This is a genomic window from Agaribacillus sp. DX54 (assembly GCF_056858335.1).
Genome location: NZ_JBXEQE010000010.1, coordinates 96,227 through 117,128, shown reverse-complemented (window position 1 = coordinate 117,128; position 20,902 = coordinate 96,227). Strand labels below are relative to the sequence as shown.

Annotated in this window: 12 protein-coding genes; 6 read left to right on the top strand and 6 right to left on the bottom strand. The window is 43.8% G+C overall.

Going from position 1 to position 20,902, the window contains the following annotated elements; translation table 11 throughout:
- The 3 genes from AC04NP_RS13165 to AC04NP_RS13155 are packed head-to-tail and all read left to right on the top strand — an operon-like array spanning position 1 to position 4,277.
- On the top strand, positions 1-1,659 hold the full coding sequence (locus AC04NP_RS13165) for a glycerol-3-phosphate dehydrogenase/oxidase (RefSeq protein WP_482860223.1): 1,659 nt from the start codon (positions 1-3) through the stop codon (positions 1,657-1,659).
- 19 nt (positions 1,660-1,678) lie between these two features.
- A complete protein-coding gene (locus AC04NP_RS13160) occupies positions 1,679-3,346 on the top strand; it encodes a glycoside hydrolase family 13 protein (RefSeq protein ID WP_482860222.1) in 1,668 nt (555 codons plus the stop codon).
- 4 nt (positions 3,347-3,350) lie between these two features.
- On the top strand, positions 3,351-4,277 hold the full coding sequence (locus tag AC04NP_RS13155; protein WP_482860221.1) for an ROK family protein: 927 nt from the start codon (positions 3,351-3,353) through the stop codon (positions 4,275-4,277).
- Between the two features lie 213 nt (positions 4,278-4,490).
- Here the strand turns inward: AC04NP_RS13155 and AC04NP_RS13150 are convergent, their stop codons facing one another.
- On the bottom strand, positions 4,491-5,930 hold the full coding sequence (locus AC04NP_RS13150; protein ID WP_482860220.1) for an amidohydrolase: 1,440 nt from the start codon (positions 5,928-5,930) through the stop codon (positions 4,491-4,493).
- Between the two features lie 348 nt (positions 5,931-6,278).
- On the bottom strand, positions 6,279-7,475 hold the full coding sequence (locus tag AC04NP_RS13145) for an MFS transporter (RefSeq protein WP_482860219.1): 1,197 nt from the start codon (positions 7,473-7,475) through the stop codon (positions 6,279-6,281).
- Between the two features lie 261 nt (positions 7,476-7,736).
- Between AC04NP_RS13145 and AC04NP_RS13140 the strand changes: the two genes are divergently transcribed.
- Together AC04NP_RS13140 and AC04NP_RS13135 are read left to right on the top strand one after the other, a co-directional pair.
- Positions 7,737-8,486: a 3-keto-disaccharide hydrolase gene (locus AC04NP_RS13140; RefSeq protein WP_482860218.1), complete on the top strand. Its 750-nt coding sequence runs from the start codon at positions 7,737-7,739 to the stop codon at positions 8,484-8,486.
- A 71-nt stretch (positions 8,487-8,557) separates the two neighbouring features.
- Positions 8,558-11,935 (top strand): ThuA domain-containing protein, encoded by a 3,378-nt coding sequence (locus tag AC04NP_RS13135; RefSeq protein WP_482860217.1) that lies wholly within the window; start codon positions 8,558-8,560, stop codon positions 11,933-11,935.
- Positions 11,936-12,035: 100 nt separating this feature from the next.
- On the opposite strand, the gene AC04NP_RS13130 is transcribed toward AC04NP_RS13135, so the two are convergent.
- Positions 12,036-13,241 carry a DEAD/DEAH box helicase gene (locus AC04NP_RS13130; RefSeq protein WP_482860216.1) on the bottom strand — a complete coding sequence of 402 codons (1,206 nt, stop codon included), beginning with the start codon at positions 13,239-13,241 and terminating at the stop codon, positions 12,036-12,038.
- A gap of 29 nt (positions 13,242-13,270) precedes the next feature.
- Positions 13,271-14,242 (bottom strand): diacylglycerol/lipid kinase family protein, encoded by a 972-nt coding sequence (locus AC04NP_RS13125; protein ID WP_482860215.1) that lies wholly within the window; start codon positions 14,240-14,242, stop codon positions 13,271-13,273.
- 127 nt (positions 14,243-14,369) lie between these two features.
- On the opposite strand from AC04NP_RS13125, the gene AC04NP_RS13120 reads away from it, so the two are divergent.
- Positions 14,370-16,553, top strand: coding sequence for a bifunctional alpha,alpha-trehalose-phosphate synthase (UDP-forming)/trehalose-phosphatase (locus tag AC04NP_RS13120; RefSeq protein ID WP_482860214.1), 2,184 nt, complete (start codon positions 14,370-14,372; stop codon positions 16,551-16,553).
- A 209-nt stretch (positions 16,554-16,762) separates the two neighbouring features.
- On the opposite strand, the gene AC04NP_RS13115 is transcribed toward AC04NP_RS13120, so the two are convergent.
- On the bottom strand, positions 16,763-18,553 hold the full coding sequence (locus AC04NP_RS13115) for a glycoside hydrolase family 15 protein (protein WP_482860213.1): 1,791 nt from the start codon (positions 18,551-18,553) through the stop codon (positions 16,763-16,765).
- An 83-nt stretch (positions 18,554-18,636) separates the two neighbouring features.
- Positions 18,637-20,577, bottom strand: a complete 1,941-nt coding sequence (locus tag AC04NP_RS13110; RefSeq protein WP_482860212.1) for a tetratricopeptide repeat protein — start codon at positions 20,575-20,577, stop codon at positions 18,637-18,639.
- Positions 20,578-20,902 lie beyond the last annotated feature (325 nt).

Below are 20,902 nucleotides of genomic sequence, written 5' to 3'. Positions count from 1 at the left end.
ATGAAAAGATTTTCGTCTTTTGAACGCGCTGCGGTGATTGACCGGTTAAAAACCTACTATTACGACCTGGTCGTAATCGGTGGAGGTATTACCGGTGCGGGTATCGCCTTGGATGCCGCTTCAAGGGGGCTGAAGACGGCCCTTGTAGAAAAAAACGACTTTGCCTCCGGAACCAGCAGCCGGTCGACCAAATTGATTCACGGAGGACTAAGATACCTGAAACAGTTTGAAATTGCCCTGGTCAGAGAAGTGGGTATGGAAAGGGCCATTGTACATAAGCTTGCCCCGCATCTGGTGGTTTCTGAGAAAATGTTACTCCCTATTATCGAAGGAGGCACATTTGGCAAATTATTGACATCTTTCGGGTTGATGGTGTATGATGTGCTGGCAGGGGTAGAAAAAGAGGATCAGCGCAAAATGCTCAGCAAAGAAGAAACATTAGCTACCGAACCTTTATTGCCTGAAAAAATACTAAAGGGAGCCGGCCTGTACGCCGAATACCGGACAGACGATGCCCGTCTCACCATTGAAGTGCTGAAAACCGCTGCTAAATATGAATCTGACGCGATCAACTACATGAAGGCAAGTGATTTCACCTATAAGCACGAAAGGGTCACCGGCATTGTCGCAGAAGATATGCTATCCGGTGAAACTTTTAATATTCAATCGAAATACGTAGTCAGCGCAGCCGGGCCGTGGGTAGATGACCTCCGAAATATTAACCATTCCAAAAAAGGCAAAAGACTTCATCTCACCAAGGGTGTACACATCGTATTGCCACATCATAAATTCCCGGTAAAATATTCCCTGTATTTCGATGTGCCCGATGGCCGCATGGTTTTTGCTATCCCAAGAGGCAAAATTACCTATGTAGGTACCACCGATACAAATTATCCGGGCAATAAGGACCACGTAGTGACCCATACTGAAGATGCCCAATACCTGATCGATGCCATCAACCATATGTTTCCTGATATCCATTTGGAAATTAATGATATCGTCTCGAGCTGGGCGGGTGTCAGACCCCTGATTCACGAGGACGGTAAATCCGCCTCTGAATTATCCCGAAAAGATGAAATATTCGAGTCCTCTACCGGCTTGATTTCTATCGCCGGAGGCAAACTGACCGGCTACAGGAAAATGGCCCAAAGAGTCGTGGATATGGTGGCGGAAAAACATGAAGAGGAATATGGCAAAACTTTCAAAAAATGTCTTACCGACAAAATCGTGTTAAGTGGTGGTGTATTTAAAAATACAGCAGACGTAAGCGCCTACACCGTCAACGTTTTGGAGCGAATAAAAACTTTTGGGTTGGATTTGCACGACGCTACGTACCTGGTAAGTAACTACGGCCGTCAAACTGACAAAGTCCTTGAAAAGTTTCTGGAATTGAAAGATAATGACGCCCTCCTGAGGTTGACCAAAGCTGAATTATGGTTCACTTTAAACCACGAAATGGTCCACAGGCCACAGGATTTTATTATCCGAAGGACTGGCAGGTTATATTTCAAAATAGAAAACCTTAAAGCCCTTGTGGACCCTGTAATTGATGAGTTTGCCAATTATTTTAACTGGGATGCCATTCAAAAACAACAGGAAAGAGACCAAATAAACATCGCCATATTCGAAGCCTGTAATTTTAAACCGGAAAATAGCTGAGAAGGTATATTAAAAAAAGATGAAAAAAGTTTGGTGGAAAGAAAGCATCGTATACCAGATTTATCCGCGCAGTTTTAAAGATACCGACAACGACGGAATCGGTGACATTCGAGGTATCATCCAAAAACTGGATTATATCAGGGATCTCGGGGTCGATGTTATATGGCTTTGCCCTGTTTACCGGTCCCCTAACGATGACAACGGCTATGACATCAGTGACTACACTGATATCATGGAGGAATTCGGCACCTTGGATGATTTTGATGAATTGTTAAAGGAAGCCCATAGCCGGGATCTGAAAATCATTATGGATCTGGTAGTCAATCATACTTCTGATGAACATCCGTGGTTTGTAGCCTCTCAAAAATCAAAAAACAGTCCATACAGGAATTATTACCACTGGAGAAAAGGCCGTGCAGGCAAGGCACCCAATAACTGGCCATCGTTTTTCAAAGGCTCAGCCTGGGAACGAGGCAAAAACGACAGTGAATACTATCTACACCTTTTCTCCAAAAAACAGCCGGATCTCAACTGGGAGAATCCAGCGGTCAGGAAAGAAGTTCACCGTATCATGAAATTCTGGCTTGACAAGGGGATTGACGGCTTCAGAATGGATGTCATTTCACTGATCTCCAAGGATACCGGATTCCCTGACACTGATTACGAAGATTTTTATGATGTCATAGACCATGTATATGCCAATGGTCCCCGCGTACATGAGTTTATCAGGGAAATGTATGAAGAAGTGCTTTGCCACTATGATGTTATGACCGTAGGCGAAGGCCCGGGCATCACACCCGATACAGCCAATTTGTATGTTGGCCATAGCAGGAAAGCACTAAACATGATTTTCCATTTCGGTCACTTACACCTTGGAAGCAACAAAAACGGCAAGTACGATGTGGTACCCTGGGACCTCAGGGAGTTTAAAAGTGTATTTAATATTTGGGATGAGGCGCTGGCCGGTGAGGGCTGGAATAGCATTTTCCTGGGCAATCACGATTTTGCCAGGATGGTCTCCAGGTTTGGTAATGACGCCCGATACAGAAAAGAATCCGCTAAACTACTGGCCATACTGTTGCTTTCCATGCGTGGCACAGTCTTCCTGTATCAGGGCGATGAAATTGGCATGACCAACGTCGCCTTTCCCTCCATTGAAGATTACAATGATATTGAGACTATCAGCAGTTACCGGGAAGCCGAGCGGGCCGGCAGGGATATGGACGAATTTTTGAAAATCATCCATGATCGAAGCCGCGATAACGCCAGAACCCCTATGCAATGGGACCATAGTGAAAATGGTGGCTTTTCTAAAACAACCCCCTGGCTTAAGTGTAACCCTAATTACAGGCACATCAACGTGGCTGAAAATGAGGGTGATCCCGATTCAATTTTAAATTTTTACAGAAGAATGATCAGGTTTCGTAAAAATCACAGCCTGTTGGTTTACGGTGGGTTCCAACTGCTGATGGAAGACGATCCGGATTTATTCGTTTACAAAAGATTTGATAAAAACCTTGAGATACTAGTGGTTTTAAATTTTTCTAATAAAAAAAGAGAATTAACTTTGGACGCCCATGGGTCTCGGGAGTCGATTTGTCTTTTGTCAAATTACGACAAACCGGTTAGCCAACAAGGTAATACTTTCCTGCTAAGACCCTGGGAAGGTAACATTTACAAAGTTTAAACCTATGAGCAACGGTAACGATTTATTATGGGGCATTGATCTGGGCGGAACCAAAGTGGAGGGAGTGGTCATCAAACAATGTAATCCGCCAGAGGTGATTTTCAGAAAACGGATCGCTTCGGAGTCGGCCAAAGGCTATCATCATATAATGGGGCGAATCCGGACTTTGATTAACCAGATAGCCGAAGAGGTAAATGCCCGCCCTGAAGCCATCGGAATAGGCACGCCAGGCACTTTGGATCCACAGGAAGGGGTGATGAAAAACAGTAACTCCACCAGCCTCAATCAGCAACCACTTAAAAGGGATTTGGAAGATCTGCTGGGCATCCCGGTAAAAATGGCCAACGATGCCAACTGCTTTGCGCTCGCTGAGACCAGAATGGGGATTGTTCCCGAACTAATGCCCGATGCCCGTGTTGTTTTTGGTGTAATCATGGGAACAGGCGTCGGAGGAGGCATTGTAGTTGACAATAAAGTTATCAATGGCAGGCAGGGTATTGCCGGTGAATGGGGGCATATTTTTCTGGACGAATCCGGTGGGAAGTGTTATTGCGGGAAGTCGGGCTGTGTTGAAACAGTGCTGGCAGGGCCATCGTTGGAAAAATATTATCATGAACAAAGCGGTAAAAATACCAGTCTGAAAGATATACTTACAGGCTATGAAGACGGAACTGATCCGGCCGCAAAAAAAACGATGGATAGACTCATTCATTATTTTGGCTTAGGGTTATCGAATGTTGTAAATATCCTCGATCCTGATATCATCGTCATTGGTGGCGGTGTAGGCAATATCGACTTATTGTACAAGGACGGCCCCAAAGCCATTAAGAAGCATGTATTTGATACAAATGAGGGATTTCATACGGTGATTGCCAAGCCTAAGCTGGGAGACAGTGCGGGGGTGTTTGGGGCGGCATTTTTGGTGGAGTGAGAGGGGGTGGCAATTGACAGTGAACAATTGACAATCGGTAAGTGAGATGGGGCATGAGTGTAGGTATATTTTTGGTGACTTTTTGTGGCTTGGTGCCTCTGTGGTGAAAAATGGTTAACCACAGAGGCACCAAGGCACAAAGAGATACCAAGTATTTTGTCGAAAATGTTGTGTAACAGCCATGGGACGCTTGCGCTATTTAAAGCTTCTTTTTTAGTCGGCGGTTGGAGGGGGGCCGTCGGGTAATATGGGGTTGTATTTGTAGTCACCTTTTCTTTCATTGAACTCTGCCCGCATGTCTTTCAGGAGTTGTTCATCTTCAAACAGGTCTACCATGGTCATGGCTAATGCTTTGGAGGCATAGATCATTCCTTTGTGACCGATGGACATTCCTCCACAGGCGACCACTGCCCAGGAGTGCCAGGGGGTATCTTTAGGGGCGGTGGTGACTGACAAGCGTATCTCAGGCACCAGCCAGCTTACATCACCCACATCGGTGGAGCCACCCCGGGGGTGTTCTTTGGTAGCTTCCAATGGTTTGATGGTAGCATCCATGCCTACCTGGGGTTTATTCGTGGCTGCCTGGATTTTTTTACCAAATGCGATTTCCTCATCAGTGTAAGTGATATCCCCCAGGTACTCGAGGTTTTTCTGAAGGGCAGTACCACCTGCACGGTTGACCAGCACTTCGTGCAAACCTGACACCAGGGTGATTTTGTAGTCGACGTTAGCCATGATGGCGGCGCCTTCCGCGATTCTTTCCACCCGTTTCCAAACTGTTTCCATGCCTTCTCTTTTGGTATCTCTGACCCTCGTCCAGATTTTTGTATAATCGGGCACCACATTCACCACATCACCTCCATGCTGGATATGATAATGAATACGTACTGTCGGCTGAATATGCTCGCGGAGGTAGTTAATCCCCGTGGCATAAAGTTCCAGACCATCTGAGGCACTTCTTCCATTCCACGGGTCTGAAGAAGCGTGCGCAGCCTGACCGTAGAATTCCACGACGAAATCGACCAGGGCAAGTGAGCTTTGAACATTACTTTTGGTTTCCGCAGCAGGGTGCCAGTCGAGACAGGCGTCCAGGCCGTCAAACAAGCCTGCCCTGGCCATCCACAACTTGCCAAAATATTTTTCTTCTGCCGGTGTACCATAAAACTTTACGGTACCTTTCAGTTTTCCTGTTGCCATCATCTCTTTGATAGCAACAGCCGCCGCAAGACTCCCCACCCCAAAAAGGTTATGGCCACATCCATGCCCGGCCCCTCCTTCATTGATGGGTCTTTTTTCGGGTACCGCCTGTTGTGAAAGGCCCGGTAAGGCATCGTATTCTCCCAGTATGCCAATAACCGGCCTCCCGGATCCATACGTGGCGACAAAGGCAGTAGGCATATCTGCCACTCCCCGATCGACTTCAAATCCCATTGACTCGGCATAATCCGCCAAAACTTTTGCTGATTCGGTTTCTTCAAAGGCCGTTTCTTCAAACGCCCATATCTGATCACTCATCCTGATCAGCTCCTCTGATTTACTATCCAGCCATGCGATAACCTCTTTCTTCTTGGGTGAAGTTTTTGATTTTTTCTGAGCATAGGTGCCAGTAAGTGATAAGAAGATCAATGTAGTGGAAATCAGGACTTTTTTCATCGTATAACTCAATGTGGTTTATTGTGAATTGGTGTACCGAAAGAGGTGACCCGATCATACGGAACTCTCACCCCGGTAAAGCAAATATAATAAACTTTTACCATATGGATAGGCGCCCACCGGACGTGACTGTTGCGTAACGTTTTCGACAAAATCCTTGGTGTCTCTTTGTGCCTTGGTGCCTCCGTGGTGAAAAATGGTGAACCACAAAGACACCAAGGCACAAAGAGACACGGAGGTTTTCACCTGTAAAACAGAGGCACATGCATAAGTTTTGCAACACCTAAGTCCCGCTTGTGCTATTGTGTATTTTTCTCCGGAAAGCTTGCAGTGTTTTTTATAACAATATCAGGCAGCAGTCTCAGTTTGTTGCTTTACCACTCTTCCTTTTTGTTTTTTACTCCATAAATAGATGCCTAAAAAGATAAATATGAGCAAGCCGGGTAAATAAGCCATCAACCGAAGTATCTGGCTACCTGCCATATCCAGGTCCATAAATACGCCCATCACCGGCAATACGATCGAAGCAGATAACATCCCCAAACCACCCATCACCGACAAGCCTAAGGCCCCGCTTTCAGGCACATTTTCAGCAACAAAGCCTAACATGGTAGGCCAGAAATAACAAATGCCTATGGCGAAAACACCCGCGGCGGCAAAAGTCATGGCGCCTTGTGCATAGCTCAACCATAGCAGCCCCAGGCAGGAAAATATCGCTGAAAACAGCAGTACCCCACTATTACTCAATTTGTGCACCACAGGCCCTGCAAAGGCCCTTCCCAAGGCCATGATACCATTGATAAAAGCTAAAACCAAAATGGCCGAAATACCGGTTTCTACCAGTAGAGAAGATATCCTTTGGTTGGTGGCCAATTCTGTGGATGCTGTCAACAACATACAAAAACCCATCAAAATAAACAAAGGCGTTATAATGGCCTTCCACATATCTGCCGTAGATACACCCATTTGAACCCGTTCTGTTTTGGGCATGTTCTGGCCAAAAAACAGGTAACCGTAAATAATTAAAGGAATAAACAAAATACCCACCAATATTTGCCAGCCTAAGTTCATCACGTCCATCACAAGGTAGGCTACTACACTACCGATAACAATTCCTCCGGGAAACCATACATGGAACCTGTTAAGCATTTTGGTTTTCTCCCGGGGATACATTGTAGCTACCAGCGGATTACACGCAGCTTCCACCATACCGTTGCCCAGGCCGACAAGCAGGGTTCCTATGAATAAAGTAATAAAATCCGTCGCTAAGATTGTTACCAGAATGCCAGCCAGATGGCCGATAAAGGCCAGCCACATGATTTTTTTCATCCCAAATATATCGACCAGCGGTCCTCCGATGACCATAGCCACCGTAAATCCCCAGAAGGCAGGCCCGAACGCAAACCCCAGTTCTTCGCTGGTAAGGCCAAAATCACTGCCAAATACAGTTTCCAGCCTTGCCCGGATCGCAAAGGTCATAGAAGTAACAATCAATGCTATGCAACTTGCATAAAAAAGTCTATTCTTGTTAATTTGGTCTCCCATAATGTTAAAAAGGTTAGTTGCAAAAATTTTTAAGAATTTGAAAAATAAAATTATGAATTTTTACAATTTAAGCAAATATTTGATTTTTACCCCAGCACCAAATAAAATTTTCCCATATTTGTGGATTAAAAATTGAAATAATATTATCCATTATAAAAGAAAATAATAAATTTATCCCGTTTGTTGGTAATGAATGCCATTTTACCTAATCTAAATTCACTTATGAAACCAAAGAAAATACTTCTTCCGAAATTAATTTGCTTGATAATAACTTTGATCTTTGCCAATTGTCAGCAACAGCAAAAAGAAACGAATCAAACTACCGAATCCGATACTTCTACAGAATCAGCAACCTCAGCATCCCCGGTGGATAACACGCTTACTGCCGGGGAGAAAGAACAGGGCTGGAAATTACTGTTCGATGGTCAAACCACTGCCGGATGGCGGAATTTTAAAAGTACCGGGATTGGGCCGGCCTGGAAAGTAGAAGACGGAACATTAACCCTCGTCACCGGGGGTGATGAAAAAGGGGGCGATATCATAACAGATCAGACATACGAAAACTTTGAGTTGTCACTCGAATGGAAAATTGCCGAAGGTGGCAACAGTGGGATTATTTATCACGTGCTTGAAGAGGAACAGTACGACCGGGTCTGGCAAACAGGTCCTGAAATGCAGATACTGGATGATGATGGTCATCCGGACGGTAAAATTGTAAAGCACCGCGCCGGGGATTTATATGACCTGATCGAATGTGAAGTGGTTACCGTAAACCCACCCGGTGAATGGAACAAGATACGCCTGATTTCCGATAACGGCCGTGTAGAGCATTGGCAAAACGGGCGTAAAGTGGTAGAATTCAATATGGATGATCCATCATGGCAAACACTGATAGCCGGTAGTAAATTTAAAGACATGCCGGGGTTTGGAACATCTAAAAAAGGTTATATCTCCCTGCAGGATCATGGCGACAGGGTTTGGTTCAAAAATATCAAGATCAGGCAACTCTAGGTCATAGACAATGTCCCCCGATATTGTGTGACTAAAAATGCTTGGTCGTTTCCTCAATTAAAATCTTGACTATGAGAAATTTTTTTACATCAATAACCTTGGTACTACTGGTTTTGGGCGTATCCTCCTGCGATCAGGCAGTACAAAGAGATAAAAAAGTACTGGTCTTCAGTAAAACCGAAGGCTTCAGGCATTCTTCTATTGAGCCTGGCATTCAGGCAATTACCAGGTTGGGCCAGCAAAATGGTTTCCAGGTAGACACCACCGAAAATGCCGAAAATTTCAATGAAGAAAACCTCCGGCAATATAGCGCCGTGATCTTTTTAAACACTACCGGCGACGTGTTGAATCCTTACCAACAGGCAGATTTTGAGCGGTATATTCAGGCCGGAGGAGGTTATGTGGGTATCCATGCCGCTGCTGACACAGAATACCACTGGCGGTGGTATGGGAAGCTGGTAGGTGCCTATTTCAATGGTCATCCGAACAACCCCAATGTTCGTGACGCCAGGCTTGAGGTGCTGGACAAAAATCACCAGGCCACCGGCATGCTGGAAGATGAATGGAACAGAGCCGATGAATGGTACAATTACAAATCCATTAACCCGGAGATCAATGTGCTGATCAATCTGGATGAAAGCTCATATGAAGGGGGTACCAACGGTGAAAACCACCCTATTGCATGGTATCATGACTATGATGGAGGAAGGGCATTTTATACCGGTCTGGGCCATACCAATGAGTCTTTTAGCGAAGAAAAATACCTCGAACACCTGCTGGGAGGAATCACCTATGCCATGGGAGATCAAAAACCGTTGGATTATGGCAAAGTAACCACTTACCGGTTACCCGAGGAAAACCGGTTCACCAAAGTCGTGTTAACATCCAACCTCAATGAACCGACAGAAATGGCCGTATTAAGTAATGGGAAAGTCTTGTTTACAGAACGTCGCGGGGCTGTAAAAATGTATGACCCGGAGCTGGATACCGTCAAAGTATTAGCTACCATACCGGTCCATACAGCGTTTGAAGATGGACTCATGGGACTGGCCCTAGATCCTGATTATGATGACAACAATTGGATATATTTGTATTACAGCCCGGCCGGTGAAACACCGGTGCAACATCTATCCAGGTTTGAACTGATAGGTGATCACCTGAATATGGACAGTGAAATCATTGTGTTGAAGGTGCCGGTACAAAGGGATGAATGCTGCCATACAGGCGGTTCCATAGAGTTTGGCCCTGACGGAAACCTGTTTTTGTCCACCGGTGATGATACCAATCCTTTTAAAAGTGATGGGTTTGCCCCTATTGACGAAAGGCCGGACAGACGACCCTGGGATGCCCAGAGAAGCTCCGGAAATACGAATGACCTGCGTGGTAAAATACTGCGAATCCGTCCGGAAGCAGACGGCACCTATACCATTCCGGAGGGCAACCTTTTTCCTAAAGACGATCCTTTATCAAAACCTGAAATATATGTGATGGGATGCCGCAACCCCTACCGCATTTCTATCGACCAAAAGACTGGCTATCTTTATTGGGGAGATGTTGGTCCTGACGCCGGAGAAGAAAAGCCTGAAAGGGGCCCGAGGGGCCATGATGAGGTCAACCAGGCCAGGGGGGCCGGATTTTTCGGGTGGCCCTACTTTGTGGGAGACAATAAGGCATATCTCGACTATGACTTTGCCACTGAAAAGTCAGGAGCCCTGTTTGATGTGAATAAACCGGTTAACCTGTCTGTCAATAATACCGGAAGAAAAGAGCTACCTACCGCCCAACCTGCATTTATCTGGTATCCCTATGCGGCCTCCCCGGAGTTTCCCATTGTCGGCGAAGGCGGAAGGAATGCTATGGCCGGGCCTGTTTTTCATAAAGAAGATTTCACAAATCAGGAAAGCAGCTTTCCTGATTATTTCGATAAAAAACTTATCATCTATGATTGGATCAGGGACTGGATAATGATTGTGACTATGGATGAAAATGGGGATCTGCTGAACATCGATCCCTTCATGGCAGGTACCGCATTTAATAATATCATTGATATGCAGTTTGGGCCCGATGGATCGCTTTATGGAATAGAATATGGACAGAAATGGTTTAGTCAAAATGAAGACGCAACACTCTTCCGGATTGATTACAATGGAGGAAACAGGCCACCGGAAGTGAAAATTATGGCCGACAAAACCGTAGGCGCAGCGCCGTTATCAGTAAATTTCACCTCAGAAGTGAAAGATTATGACAATGACGAGGTAACTTACAACTGGAAATTTATGGAGAAAGGGAACAATCCGGTCACTGAAGAAAATCCCTCATTTACCTTCCCCGCTGCAGGTATTTATCAGGTGAAACTAAAGGTCACTGATGCGGCAGGCAATGAAAGTAAGGATCAGCTTGAAATCAAAGTAGGGAATGAAAAGCCGGATGTTCAAATAGCTTTTGACGGCAACCAGACATTTTATTTTGACCGGAGATCGATTGATTATACCGTCAAAGTCAACGACCTGGAAGATGGAAGTACTGAAGATGGAAGCATTTCCGGCGAAGACATCTATTTGACCATAGACTATCTCGATCAGGGATTTGATAAAACCCTGATTGAGCAGGGACACAAATCCGGCCAGGAGTTTTCAAAATTTATGGTTGGAAAAAGGCTCATGGAAGGCAGCGATTGTAAATCATGTCATCAAAAAGATGAAAAGTCTATAGGCCCTTCTTACATGCGAGTGGCCGCCAAATATAAACAAGATGATATGGGCTATCTGGCCGGTAAAATCATTAACGGTGGCGGCGGTGTCTGGGGTGAGCAAGCCATGGCAGCCCATCCACAGATCAGCCAGCCTGATGCAGAACAAATGGTTTCATACATTTTGTCGCTGGATGATAACAAAAACAGGCCTTCGGGATTGCCGTTGTCGGGCAATTTCAGTTTCAAAGAGCACCTGAAAACACCCATGAAGGGAACTTATTTTATCAAGGCCTCCTACACTGATACGGGGGGTGGTAAAATAGGCCCTCTTAGTACAGAGAAGACCCTGGTGTTACGCAGCCCAATGGTTTCTGCTATCAAATATGATGATCAAGCTGAAACAATGACCTTCGAAATTCCGGACACTAAGTTGGAGGTAGTGGTCTTTATGCATGGTTCCTACACAAGGTTTGATGACATAGATCTCACCGGTGTCACAAGCGTCACCCTGATAGCAGGCAAAGACGAAAGACTCAAAGGCGGTGAAATTGAGCTAAGAACCGGTAGCCCTGACGGCTCTCTCCTGGGAAAAGTATCCGTCATGGAAAATAATATGGGTTATCCCGCCACCATCAATCTCGAATCACCCCAGAAGGGGATCCATGACCTTTACTTTGTTGGGAAAAATCAGGATAACACCGGGCCCGTTTGTGTGGTAATCAGTATCCTTTTCAATTTTCAAAACACTGTTAAGTAGGAATTTACAATGAACAATTGACAATGATAACTGAAGTTTGTTACCCAATAACTGTTAGTTCCCCATTGTCAATTGTTCATTGTAAATTATAAATTGTCAATTATTTACTCCGTTTTTTCTTTTTGTAAGTTCTTTTTTTATGGCCGTTTTTAAGAGGTCTGGGGTTGTAAACAGGGCCTTCACCGATGTGGGCGGGTAGTTTTACCTTTCTTATTTCATGGCCGATCAGTTTTTCAATCCTCTTGAATTTACTCTGTTCACTTTCATTGATAAATGTAAAGGCTATACCCGTTGTTTCTGCCCTTGCCGTACGGCCTATGCGGTGGATGTAATCTTCGGCATCGGGTGGTACATCGTAGTTAATAATAAGACTGATGCTTTCAATATCAATACCCCTCGACAGGATATCAGTGGCCACCAATATTTGCAATTCCCGGTTCCTGAATCTCCTTAAAACATCCTCTCTTTCCTCCTGCTCCAGGTCAGAGTGAATTTCTTCAGACCGGAATTTCAGTTTTTTCAGGCTTTTATTGATACGTTTTACATTGGCCTTGGTAGAACAAAATATGATGATGCTTGGCAATGGTTTTGCCGAGATCAGGTGAGTGACCAGGTCAAGTTTTTGGTGATCATAGACTGAAAAAGCCGCATGAAACAATCCTTCAGCCGGTTTGGAAATGGCTATGTCGATTCTGAACGGATCATGTAGTATTTTTTCTGCCAATTGTCTGATTTTCGGAGGCATAGTGGCCGAAAACAACAGGGTTTGCCGCTTTTCAGGAAGTTGTCTGACGATTTTCATCAGATCGTCAAAAAAACCCATATCCAACATCCGGTCCGCCTCATCCAGAATCAAATGTCGCAGATTCCCGAAGTTTACATAACCTAAATTGAGGTGGGTAATAATTCGGCCGGGCGTTGCAATGATGATATCAGCGCCCTGGGTGAGGGCAGCTTTTTCCCGGTTAAAAGTATTTCCATCACCTCCCCCATACACTGCAATGGAACTGATAGGGGTGAAATATGAAAACCCTTCCAACTGCTGATCGATCTGCACCGCCAGTTCCCGTGTCGGTACAATTATAAGGGTACTAATATTATCGGATGCCTGTCTGATAATATCATCCATGACCGGCAACAAAAACGCGGCCGTCTTGCCCGTACCGGTTTGCGCGCAGGCGATCAGATCCTTTTTCTCCATAACGGCCGGGATGGCCTGTTGTTGTATAGGAGTTGGCTGTTTAAACCCCATAGCTGATAGTCCGTCGTACAACTCCTCACTAAAATTAAAATCTTTAAACTCCAATGTCTATCTTGTTATTTTTTACAAATTAACTAACTATTACCAGATATAACCCTCAGTTTTCCCGACAAATTCTCAAATGTAATTAATTTTGTTTCACCTAACAACTCGCCATCCATCTCAACCCCAAACGATTCAGGAGCAACAACAGAAAGTTTTTGGGTATTTACTATTTTCACTTCCTTATTATTTATAAAACTACCGTCAAACAGTTTAAAAAAGTTCCTTATTACGTTTAATTTGTTAATTTTCCCAACTACCGTTAAAGACAAAAGGCCGTCATCGTACCTGGCGTGGGGAGCCATCATCATGCCTCCTCCATTGAATTTGCATATAGCTATACTCATAGCGAAAACTGATAGCCTCCATTCATCTGAAACGCCTGTGTCGATGACTAAATCTACCGGCCGGTAGCGAATCAGCGATATGATCATTGCCAGTAGGTAATAGTATTGGCCATGAAAACTTTTTCCGGAAATCAACCTGGTATTTTTAACCACTGACGCATTAAAACCTATACCGGCGATGTTCAGGTAATAATGTGTAAATGCTCCTTTTTCGGTAGTTATGCTTATTTTTCCTATGTCTTGCAATAACGTCCGGTTGGTACGCAGATTTTTAATAGCTTCTTTGTATTGCTTACTGATATTATGCGACCTAATCCAGTCATTCCCGGTGCCGGCGGGAATCACACCCACTGTTACCTCGCTGGGATCCGGGATAGTTTCATGGCCAAATATGCCATTTACAATTTCATTCAATGTACCATCACCGCCTACCCCTAATATTTTCCGGTAGCCGTTCTGCAAAGCGCTTTTTGTCAGCAAAATGGTGTGACGTTCATAGTTTGAAAAGCAAAAATCGAATTCAATTTCCTGAATAAGTAATTCTTTTTTAATTTTACGCCATCTATTTCTGACCCTGCCACCTGCTGCCACAGGGTTTACAATTACAAACCAGGTCTTCGTTTTTAAACTTTTTGTGTTATATTGGTGGCTTGACAAAAATTTGAAGTATTAAAAACATCTAAAATACTATTTTTTATTAACAATTTATTAAAGAGATTGCATAAAAATTGGTATGACTAATTTCTAAATTAACAAAGATCGACCCAAAAACAAAACTAGATTAATGTCGAGAATAATAATTATTTCTAACCGTCTGCCGGTTTCAATTATTGAAAGTGATGGAGACATTAATTTGAAACCTAGCGCAGGAGGGTTGGCAACCGGTTTAAAATCTTTAAACACGGAAAAGGAAATAATTTGGCTGGGCTGGCCGGGCATTATTACCAGCGACACTTCGCTGCAGTCACAAATCACAGATAAACTAAAAGCGCTTGGCATGTACCCTGTTTTTTTGTCTCAGGAAAAATATGACAAGTATTACAAGGGATTCAGCAATGAAACGCTGTGGCCCTTATTTCATTACTTTCAGCAATATACCATGTACATGACCAGCTACTGGTTGGCATACAAGGAAGTGAACATGATATTTGCCGAGAAATTATTTAAAATTGCCGAGCCCGATGACATATTCTGGGTTCAGGACTATCATTTAATGCTGGTTCCGAGACTCATCCGTGAGAAATACAGGAAAGCTTCCATAGGTTTCTTTTTACACATACCCTTTCCGTCTTATGAGCTATTCAGGACCCTGCCATGGCGAAGTGAAATTCTGGAAGGTGTACTCGGTGCGGATCTTGTCGGTTTTCACACATATGACTATGTCCGGCACTTTTTGAGTGCTGTCAGCAGGATTTTGGACCTCAACCATCACTTTTTGGGACGTGTAACATTGCATGACCGGATCGTTGATGTCGACAGCATGCCTATGGGGATCGATTATGATAAATTTGAGCGGGCAGTCTACGATAGTGAGACACAAAAGGAAATAGCAAGATATAAAAAAACCATCAGCAAGGACGAGAAGGTGATACTCGCTATCGACAGGCTCGACTATTCCAAGGCATTGCCAAAACGGCTCAAGGCCTTTGACCGCTTTCTGGAATGGTACCCGGAATACAAAAGAAAGGTCACCCTGGTCATCATTCTGGTACCTTCACGATCTACCGTACCCCAGTATCAAAGCTTAAAAGACGAGATCGACCTGGCAGTGGGCAAAATCAATGGAAAATGGGGTACTTCCAACTGGACACCAATACATTACTATTACCGTTCATTCCGCTTCTCAAGGCTGGTTGCCTGGTATCATATTTCCCCTATTGCCCTGGTAACCCCTTACCGAGATGGGATGAACCTGGTTTCCAAAGAATACATCGCCACCAAAACCGATGGTAAAGGGGTGCTGATCTTAAGTGAAATGGCAGGCTCGGCCAAGGAGCTGACCAGCGCTTTGCAGGTAAATCCCAACAGTACCGCCAGCATAGTCGATGCCTTGTACAATGCCATTAACATGCCGGAGGAGGAGCAGATTACCCGCAATAAAAGGATGAAAAAAATCATTCAGCGCAATAATATAAATACCTGGGCTAATAATTTTTTAACAAGACTAGAAGATTTGAGAAAGCTTTCGGACAAACTACTTGAAAAGCAATTCGACGATAGTGCGGAGGAATTGCTATTAAAAGACTATAATCTCGCTACTAAAAGGTTAATTTTTCTTGATTATGACGGTACGCTTGTTGGTTTCAAAAATGACCCGATGAAGGCCAAGCCAACGGAAGAGTTACTGGATAACCTTAAAAAACTAACCGGCAACGATAAAAACAACGTGGTTATTATCAGTGGCAGGGATAAGAATACCCTTGAATCCTGGTTTCATCACCTTCCTGTCAACTTAATTGCCGAACATGGGGCCTGGTGCAGAAATATCGAGGATCGATGGTGTCAGATGACAGCGCTGAAAGATGACTGGAAGGCTGGTATTAAAGCATTCCTGGAAGCCATTGTCGATCGAACACCTGGTTCTTTTATAGAGGAAAAAAGCTATTCGATCGCCTGGCACTACAGAAAGCTTGACCCCGGACTGGCTGAGATCAGAAAACATGAGCTAATGGAAAACCTGAACCTGAGGATTTCAGGGACAAACCTGCAACTGATGGAGGGAAATAAGGTGTTGGAGATCAAAGACAACAAGGTAAACAAAGGGCTTGCTTCCACATCCTGGTTGGAAAAAGATGAGTGGGACTTTATCATGGCCGTCGGGGATGACTACACTGACGAGGATACTTTTAAGGCAATGCCTGATAAAGCCTACACATTAAAGGTCGGCTTTACCGCCACCGCGGCTAAGTATAATATCGATACGGTTAGCGATGTTCAGAAGCTTTTGACAAAAATGACCAGCTTGTAAAAACGTTCAAAGTTGGTGATTGCTTTTCTGATGGATACGGAGCGCTTTGTAAAGTCGTACCGCCAGGTATCTGGCTTGAATGCTTTGTGTCTTTGTGCCTCCGTGGTGGAAAATGGTGAACCACAAAGACACCAAGGCACAAAGAGACACCAAGAGTTTTGTCGAAAATGTTGTGCAACAGCTAAGTTTCCTTTATGCTGGTTTAAAAGTCATATCCCGTTGACAAAGTTGGGTAAATCCAGTTTTCTGGAAATCCTGGAGGCCGCATTCATGACACCTACATGGCTATAAGTTTGTGGGAAATTACCCCATTGGCTGCCGGTTTTAGCATGTACATCCTCACTGAGCAATCCGAGATGGTTCGCATATCCCAGCAGGTTGCGGAAAGTGGTATTGGCCTCTTCTACCCTGTCGACACAGGCCAGGGCTTCTACATACCAAAATGAGCATACCAGGAAGGTGTTTTCAGGCGCACCGAAATCATCCTCGTGTTTATAACGGAAAAACAGGCCTTCGGGGGTTTTGAGTTCTTCTTCCAGTTTTTTAAGGTGAAGGGCCGCTTTTTCAGACTTTGGGTCCAGATAGTTCATGGTTATGAGCTGCAGCAAACTGGCATCCATATTCTTTGTGCCAATAGCCTGGGTGTAGGCTTGCAATTCAGGGTTATAACATTGCTCTATTTGTTCGGTAGCCAAAGCCTTTAGCGCTAGTGCCTTTTTAAGCATTTTATCATCATCGATGGCCCTGGCGATTTTTTCAGCCGCACAGGAACCCGCCCAATGAAACAGAAAAGTGTAGCAGTGTTTTTGACTTTTGTTTCTGAACTCCCACAGACCGGCATCCGGTTCATCCATGGTTTTCTCAATAGACGCCAATAGGTTGTAAATCAGACCGGTACTCTTGACATTCCCCTGGTAAATATATCTTTCGTCAGCATAAATAGGTAGCAGGGAAACCAGGATCTGCCCGTAAACGTCATTTTGAATGTGCTCTTTGGCCTGGTTACCTATCCTTACAGGCTGATTTCCAAGATATCCATCGAGTGGAATAATCCTTTCCACAAAATCCTCGTCACCCATTAATGTATAAACCGGGTTGTAACGGTCCGTCTTGGATTTTGACAGATTCTCAATATAGGTGGAGTATACGCCGATTTCCTCAAAGTGCCCGATTTGGTTCAGGGCCTTTAAAGTGTAAAAAGAGTCCCGCATCCAGCAATACCGGTAGTCCCAGTTCCTGCCTGACCGATCATGTTCCGGTAAACTCGTGGTAGCGGAGGCAATGATGGCGCCTGTATCCTCAAACTGATGGATTTTCAAAGTTAAAGCCGACCTTATTACCTCCTCCTGGTATAAATTTTCGATGGTACATAACTGTACCCAGTGTTGCCAGTATGAAATAGTTTTTCGCAAAAAATCTTCGGCCGTGGTTTCAAGGGGACCTTCCAGTGGTACCCCCCAGGTCAGTATCAGGTATTTTGAACCATTGAGGACAAATGACTTTTCCTCAAGAATATAATTCAATGAAATATTGGTGGAAAGTCTCACCGGCTTGTCGAGGCCAATGTACCGTAAATGACTGCTCCCGAAATGCACTTCCGGTACAACGCTGCCGTAATCCCCGACAGGTTTGCACGATATCTTTAAGTTAGGTGTTCCATCGATAGGTTCCAGCTTGCGAATGAGCATCAACGGTTTATAGTTCCGCTCATACTGTTCAAAACGGGGCGCAAAATCCGTTACCCGGAAAGCGCCATTGTTTGAGGTAAACTCTGTGCATAAGACATTTGTATTTTTAACATAAAACTGGTAGGTCTCATAGTGTTCATCGGCACAGGAAATTGAAAAATGCCCCCCCGTTTTCTCATCGAGCAAACTGCCAAAAACAAAACTGCTGTCAAACTTTGGCCAGCAAAGCCATTTGATGACAGCATTTTTATCTATCAGGGCGTTGTATGAACAATTACCGATAATACCGAGATCATATGTGTGTCTTTGCATGTGACAATACTATTTTTAATGGGAATTTTAACTTTAAGAGGGTTCGGATGCTGTCAGCACGCGAATTAACAAATTTAATCGGATTAAATCAACACACCCATGATAAGTATGTCATCGGTTTGCTCATTTTCTCCTTTCCAAAACCTGAATTTCCTGTCTAAAATTTCCCGCTGTGTCAGCAGGCTTTCACCTTGTATCTCACAAATGAGATCCTTAAACCTCCCCGGCAAGAATTTTTTATTGTTTTCACCGCCAAACTGGTCGGTATAACCATCTGAAAAAACATAAAACGTATCATTTTTATCAAGATAAATTTCGTGCTCTTTGTAGGTTCTGTCTTTGGGATAAAATGTGCCTCCTACCGAATGCGGATCGCCTTTGATGACATTCAAATGATTGTTTTTGAAGTAATACAGTGGTCTTTTGGCACCTGCAAATGAAAGTTTCATACTTCCCTTATCAAATCTGCCTATGGCGATATCCATCCCCTCATTGTTGTTCACCTGATAGTTCTCCTGGTTGAGGGTGTTGAGCACGCGGTAATTGAGTTCCGACAGTATCTCTGAAGGATACAAAATCCTTTTTTCATTGACCACCTGGTTCAGCAATGAATTGCCCATCACCGTAATGAGTGCCCCCGGTACACCATGTCCTGTACAATCCACCACCGCGAAAATCAGATAATCCTCTTCATCCGACAACCAGAAAAAATCACCATTGATAACATCCCTGGCCTTGTAATAAATAAATGACTCCGAAAAAAACCTTTCGAGGATCACAGGATCAGGCAATAAAGACTCCTGGATGGATTTGGCATAAGAAATGCTATCCATCATATCTACATTTTTACTTAATATTTCATTGTTTTTCAGCTCTAAATCTTTGTTGGCCTTGATTTTAAACTGATTCCTTTTGTACAGAACAAAAATCAGGGTGCCAAACAGGAATAAACAGGAAATCAAAAGGTAGGCCACCAACCTGGTCTGAGACTGACGTAATCCCTGGATTTCAGATTCCTTTTTTGTGAGATTGATTTCACTTTCCTTTTTCTTAATTTTGTAATCCGACTCAATTTCATTGATTTTCTTCAGGTTTTCTTCATTGAAAAATGAATCTTTAAGAAATTCATATTGTTTATAGTATTCGAGTGATCTTGCGTAATCACTCATGGTGTCATAAACCCTGGAAAGACCTAGATAGCTTTCTTTCAATCTGAGCCTGGCCTTAATTTTCGTTCCAATGCTCACCGACTGGAGATAAAATTTTTCAGCGTGGATGGCCTCCCCTTTTCCGAGATAGGCAGCGGCGATGTTATTCAAAAGATGCGCTTTATCATAGTCATTATCGATACCTACCCCCAAATCCCTTGACCTGTTAAAATATACCAGGGCACTGTCATACATGCCCCTTTTCAGGAAATTCTGGCCGAGGTTGTTCAGAGAAACAAACATGCCCCTGATATTCTGCCTTTTTTTGTCTATGTTAAAAGCCTTCACAAATGTGTTGAAGCCTTTTTCGTACTCACCCAACGCATCGTAAATCAAGCCGATGTTACTCAGTGTATTGGCCACAGCCCCTTGGTTTCCCAATTCTTCTTTAACTGTCAAGGACTTGCTGTAATACTCAAGCGCCTTCTCCAACTGACCGTTTTCGCTATATACAATCCCGATGTTGTTTAATGTAATAGCCTGATTGAAACGGTCGCCTTGTTCTTCGGCAATATGGAGTACCTCAAAAAAGTACTCAAGTGTCCGGCTGTAATTACCGATGTTAAAAAATATTCTTGCCAGGTTTTCCAATGCAATGGCCTCCTTCGCTTTGTTTCTCGACTTTTTGGCCATATCGAGAAACTCCTGTCCCAATTCTAAAGACAATCCGGGGTTTTTGATACGTTGCTCCTTGGACTTTGAATACAAGGAGGCCATTTTTATGCTATCATACTCATAAACCACCTGGTTATTCTGAGCCCTGACCCAACCGACTATCCATACTAAAATGATAAAAAAGCCTATGCTAGCTTTCATTTCGAATCAAAAAACATTGCCAATCTAAAATGACACATAGATAAATACACATCATTTTTCCGCCCACAAAATACAACCTAAAAATGAAAAAAACGATATAACCTCCATGATTATGTACTATTTACCTGAAAATCATTTTTTCCCGTGAAAAGGTTATCCGGGCATCCAATTAATCATTAGATTCGCCGTTTTAATGGCTAGCATGATAAAATATCTGAATAGATTGAAACAACAAAGTAATATATCACTATATTTAATAGTATTGATTCTGGCAATTTCCTGTTCCCAGTCGAGTTGCTCAGGCAGCAAAAGGGTTGCAACCGTA

Excerpts from the sequence above, each read along its gene's own strand:
- AC04NP_RS13165 (WP_482860223.1), top strand. The coding sequence starts at position 1 with ATGAAAAGATTTTCGTCTTTTGAACGCGCTGCGGTGATTGACCGGTTA.
- AC04NP_RS13160 (WP_482860222.1), top strand. The coding sequence starts at position 1,679 with ATGAAAAAAGTTTGGTGGAAAGAAAGCATCGTATACCAGATTTATCCG.
- AC04NP_RS13155 (WP_482860221.1), top strand. The coding sequence starts at position 3,351 with ATGAGCAACGGTAACGATTTATTATGGGGCATTGATCTGGGCGGAACC.
- AC04NP_RS13150 (WP_482860220.1), bottom strand. The coding sequence starts at position 5,930 with ATGAAAAAAGTCCTGATTTCCACTACATTGATCTTCTTATCACTTACT.
- AC04NP_RS13145 (WP_482860219.1), bottom strand. The coding sequence starts at position 7,475 with ATGGGAGACCAAATTAACAAGAATAGACTTTTTTATGCAAGTTGCATA.
- AC04NP_RS13135 (WP_482860217.1), top strand. The coding sequence starts at position 8,558 with ATGAGAAATTTTTTTACATCAATAACCTTGGTACTACTGGTTTTGGGC.
- AC04NP_RS13120 (WP_482860214.1), top strand. The coding sequence starts at position 14,370 with ATGTCGAGAATAATAATTATTTCTAACCGTCTGCCGGTTTCAATTATT.
- AC04NP_RS13115 (WP_482860213.1), bottom strand. The coding sequence starts at position 18,553 with ATGCAAAGACACACATATGATCTCGGTATTATCGGTAATTGTTCATAC.
- AC04NP_RS13110 (WP_482860212.1), bottom strand. The coding sequence starts at position 20,577 with ATGAAAGCTAGCATAGGCTTTTTTATCATTTTAGTATGGATAGTCGGT.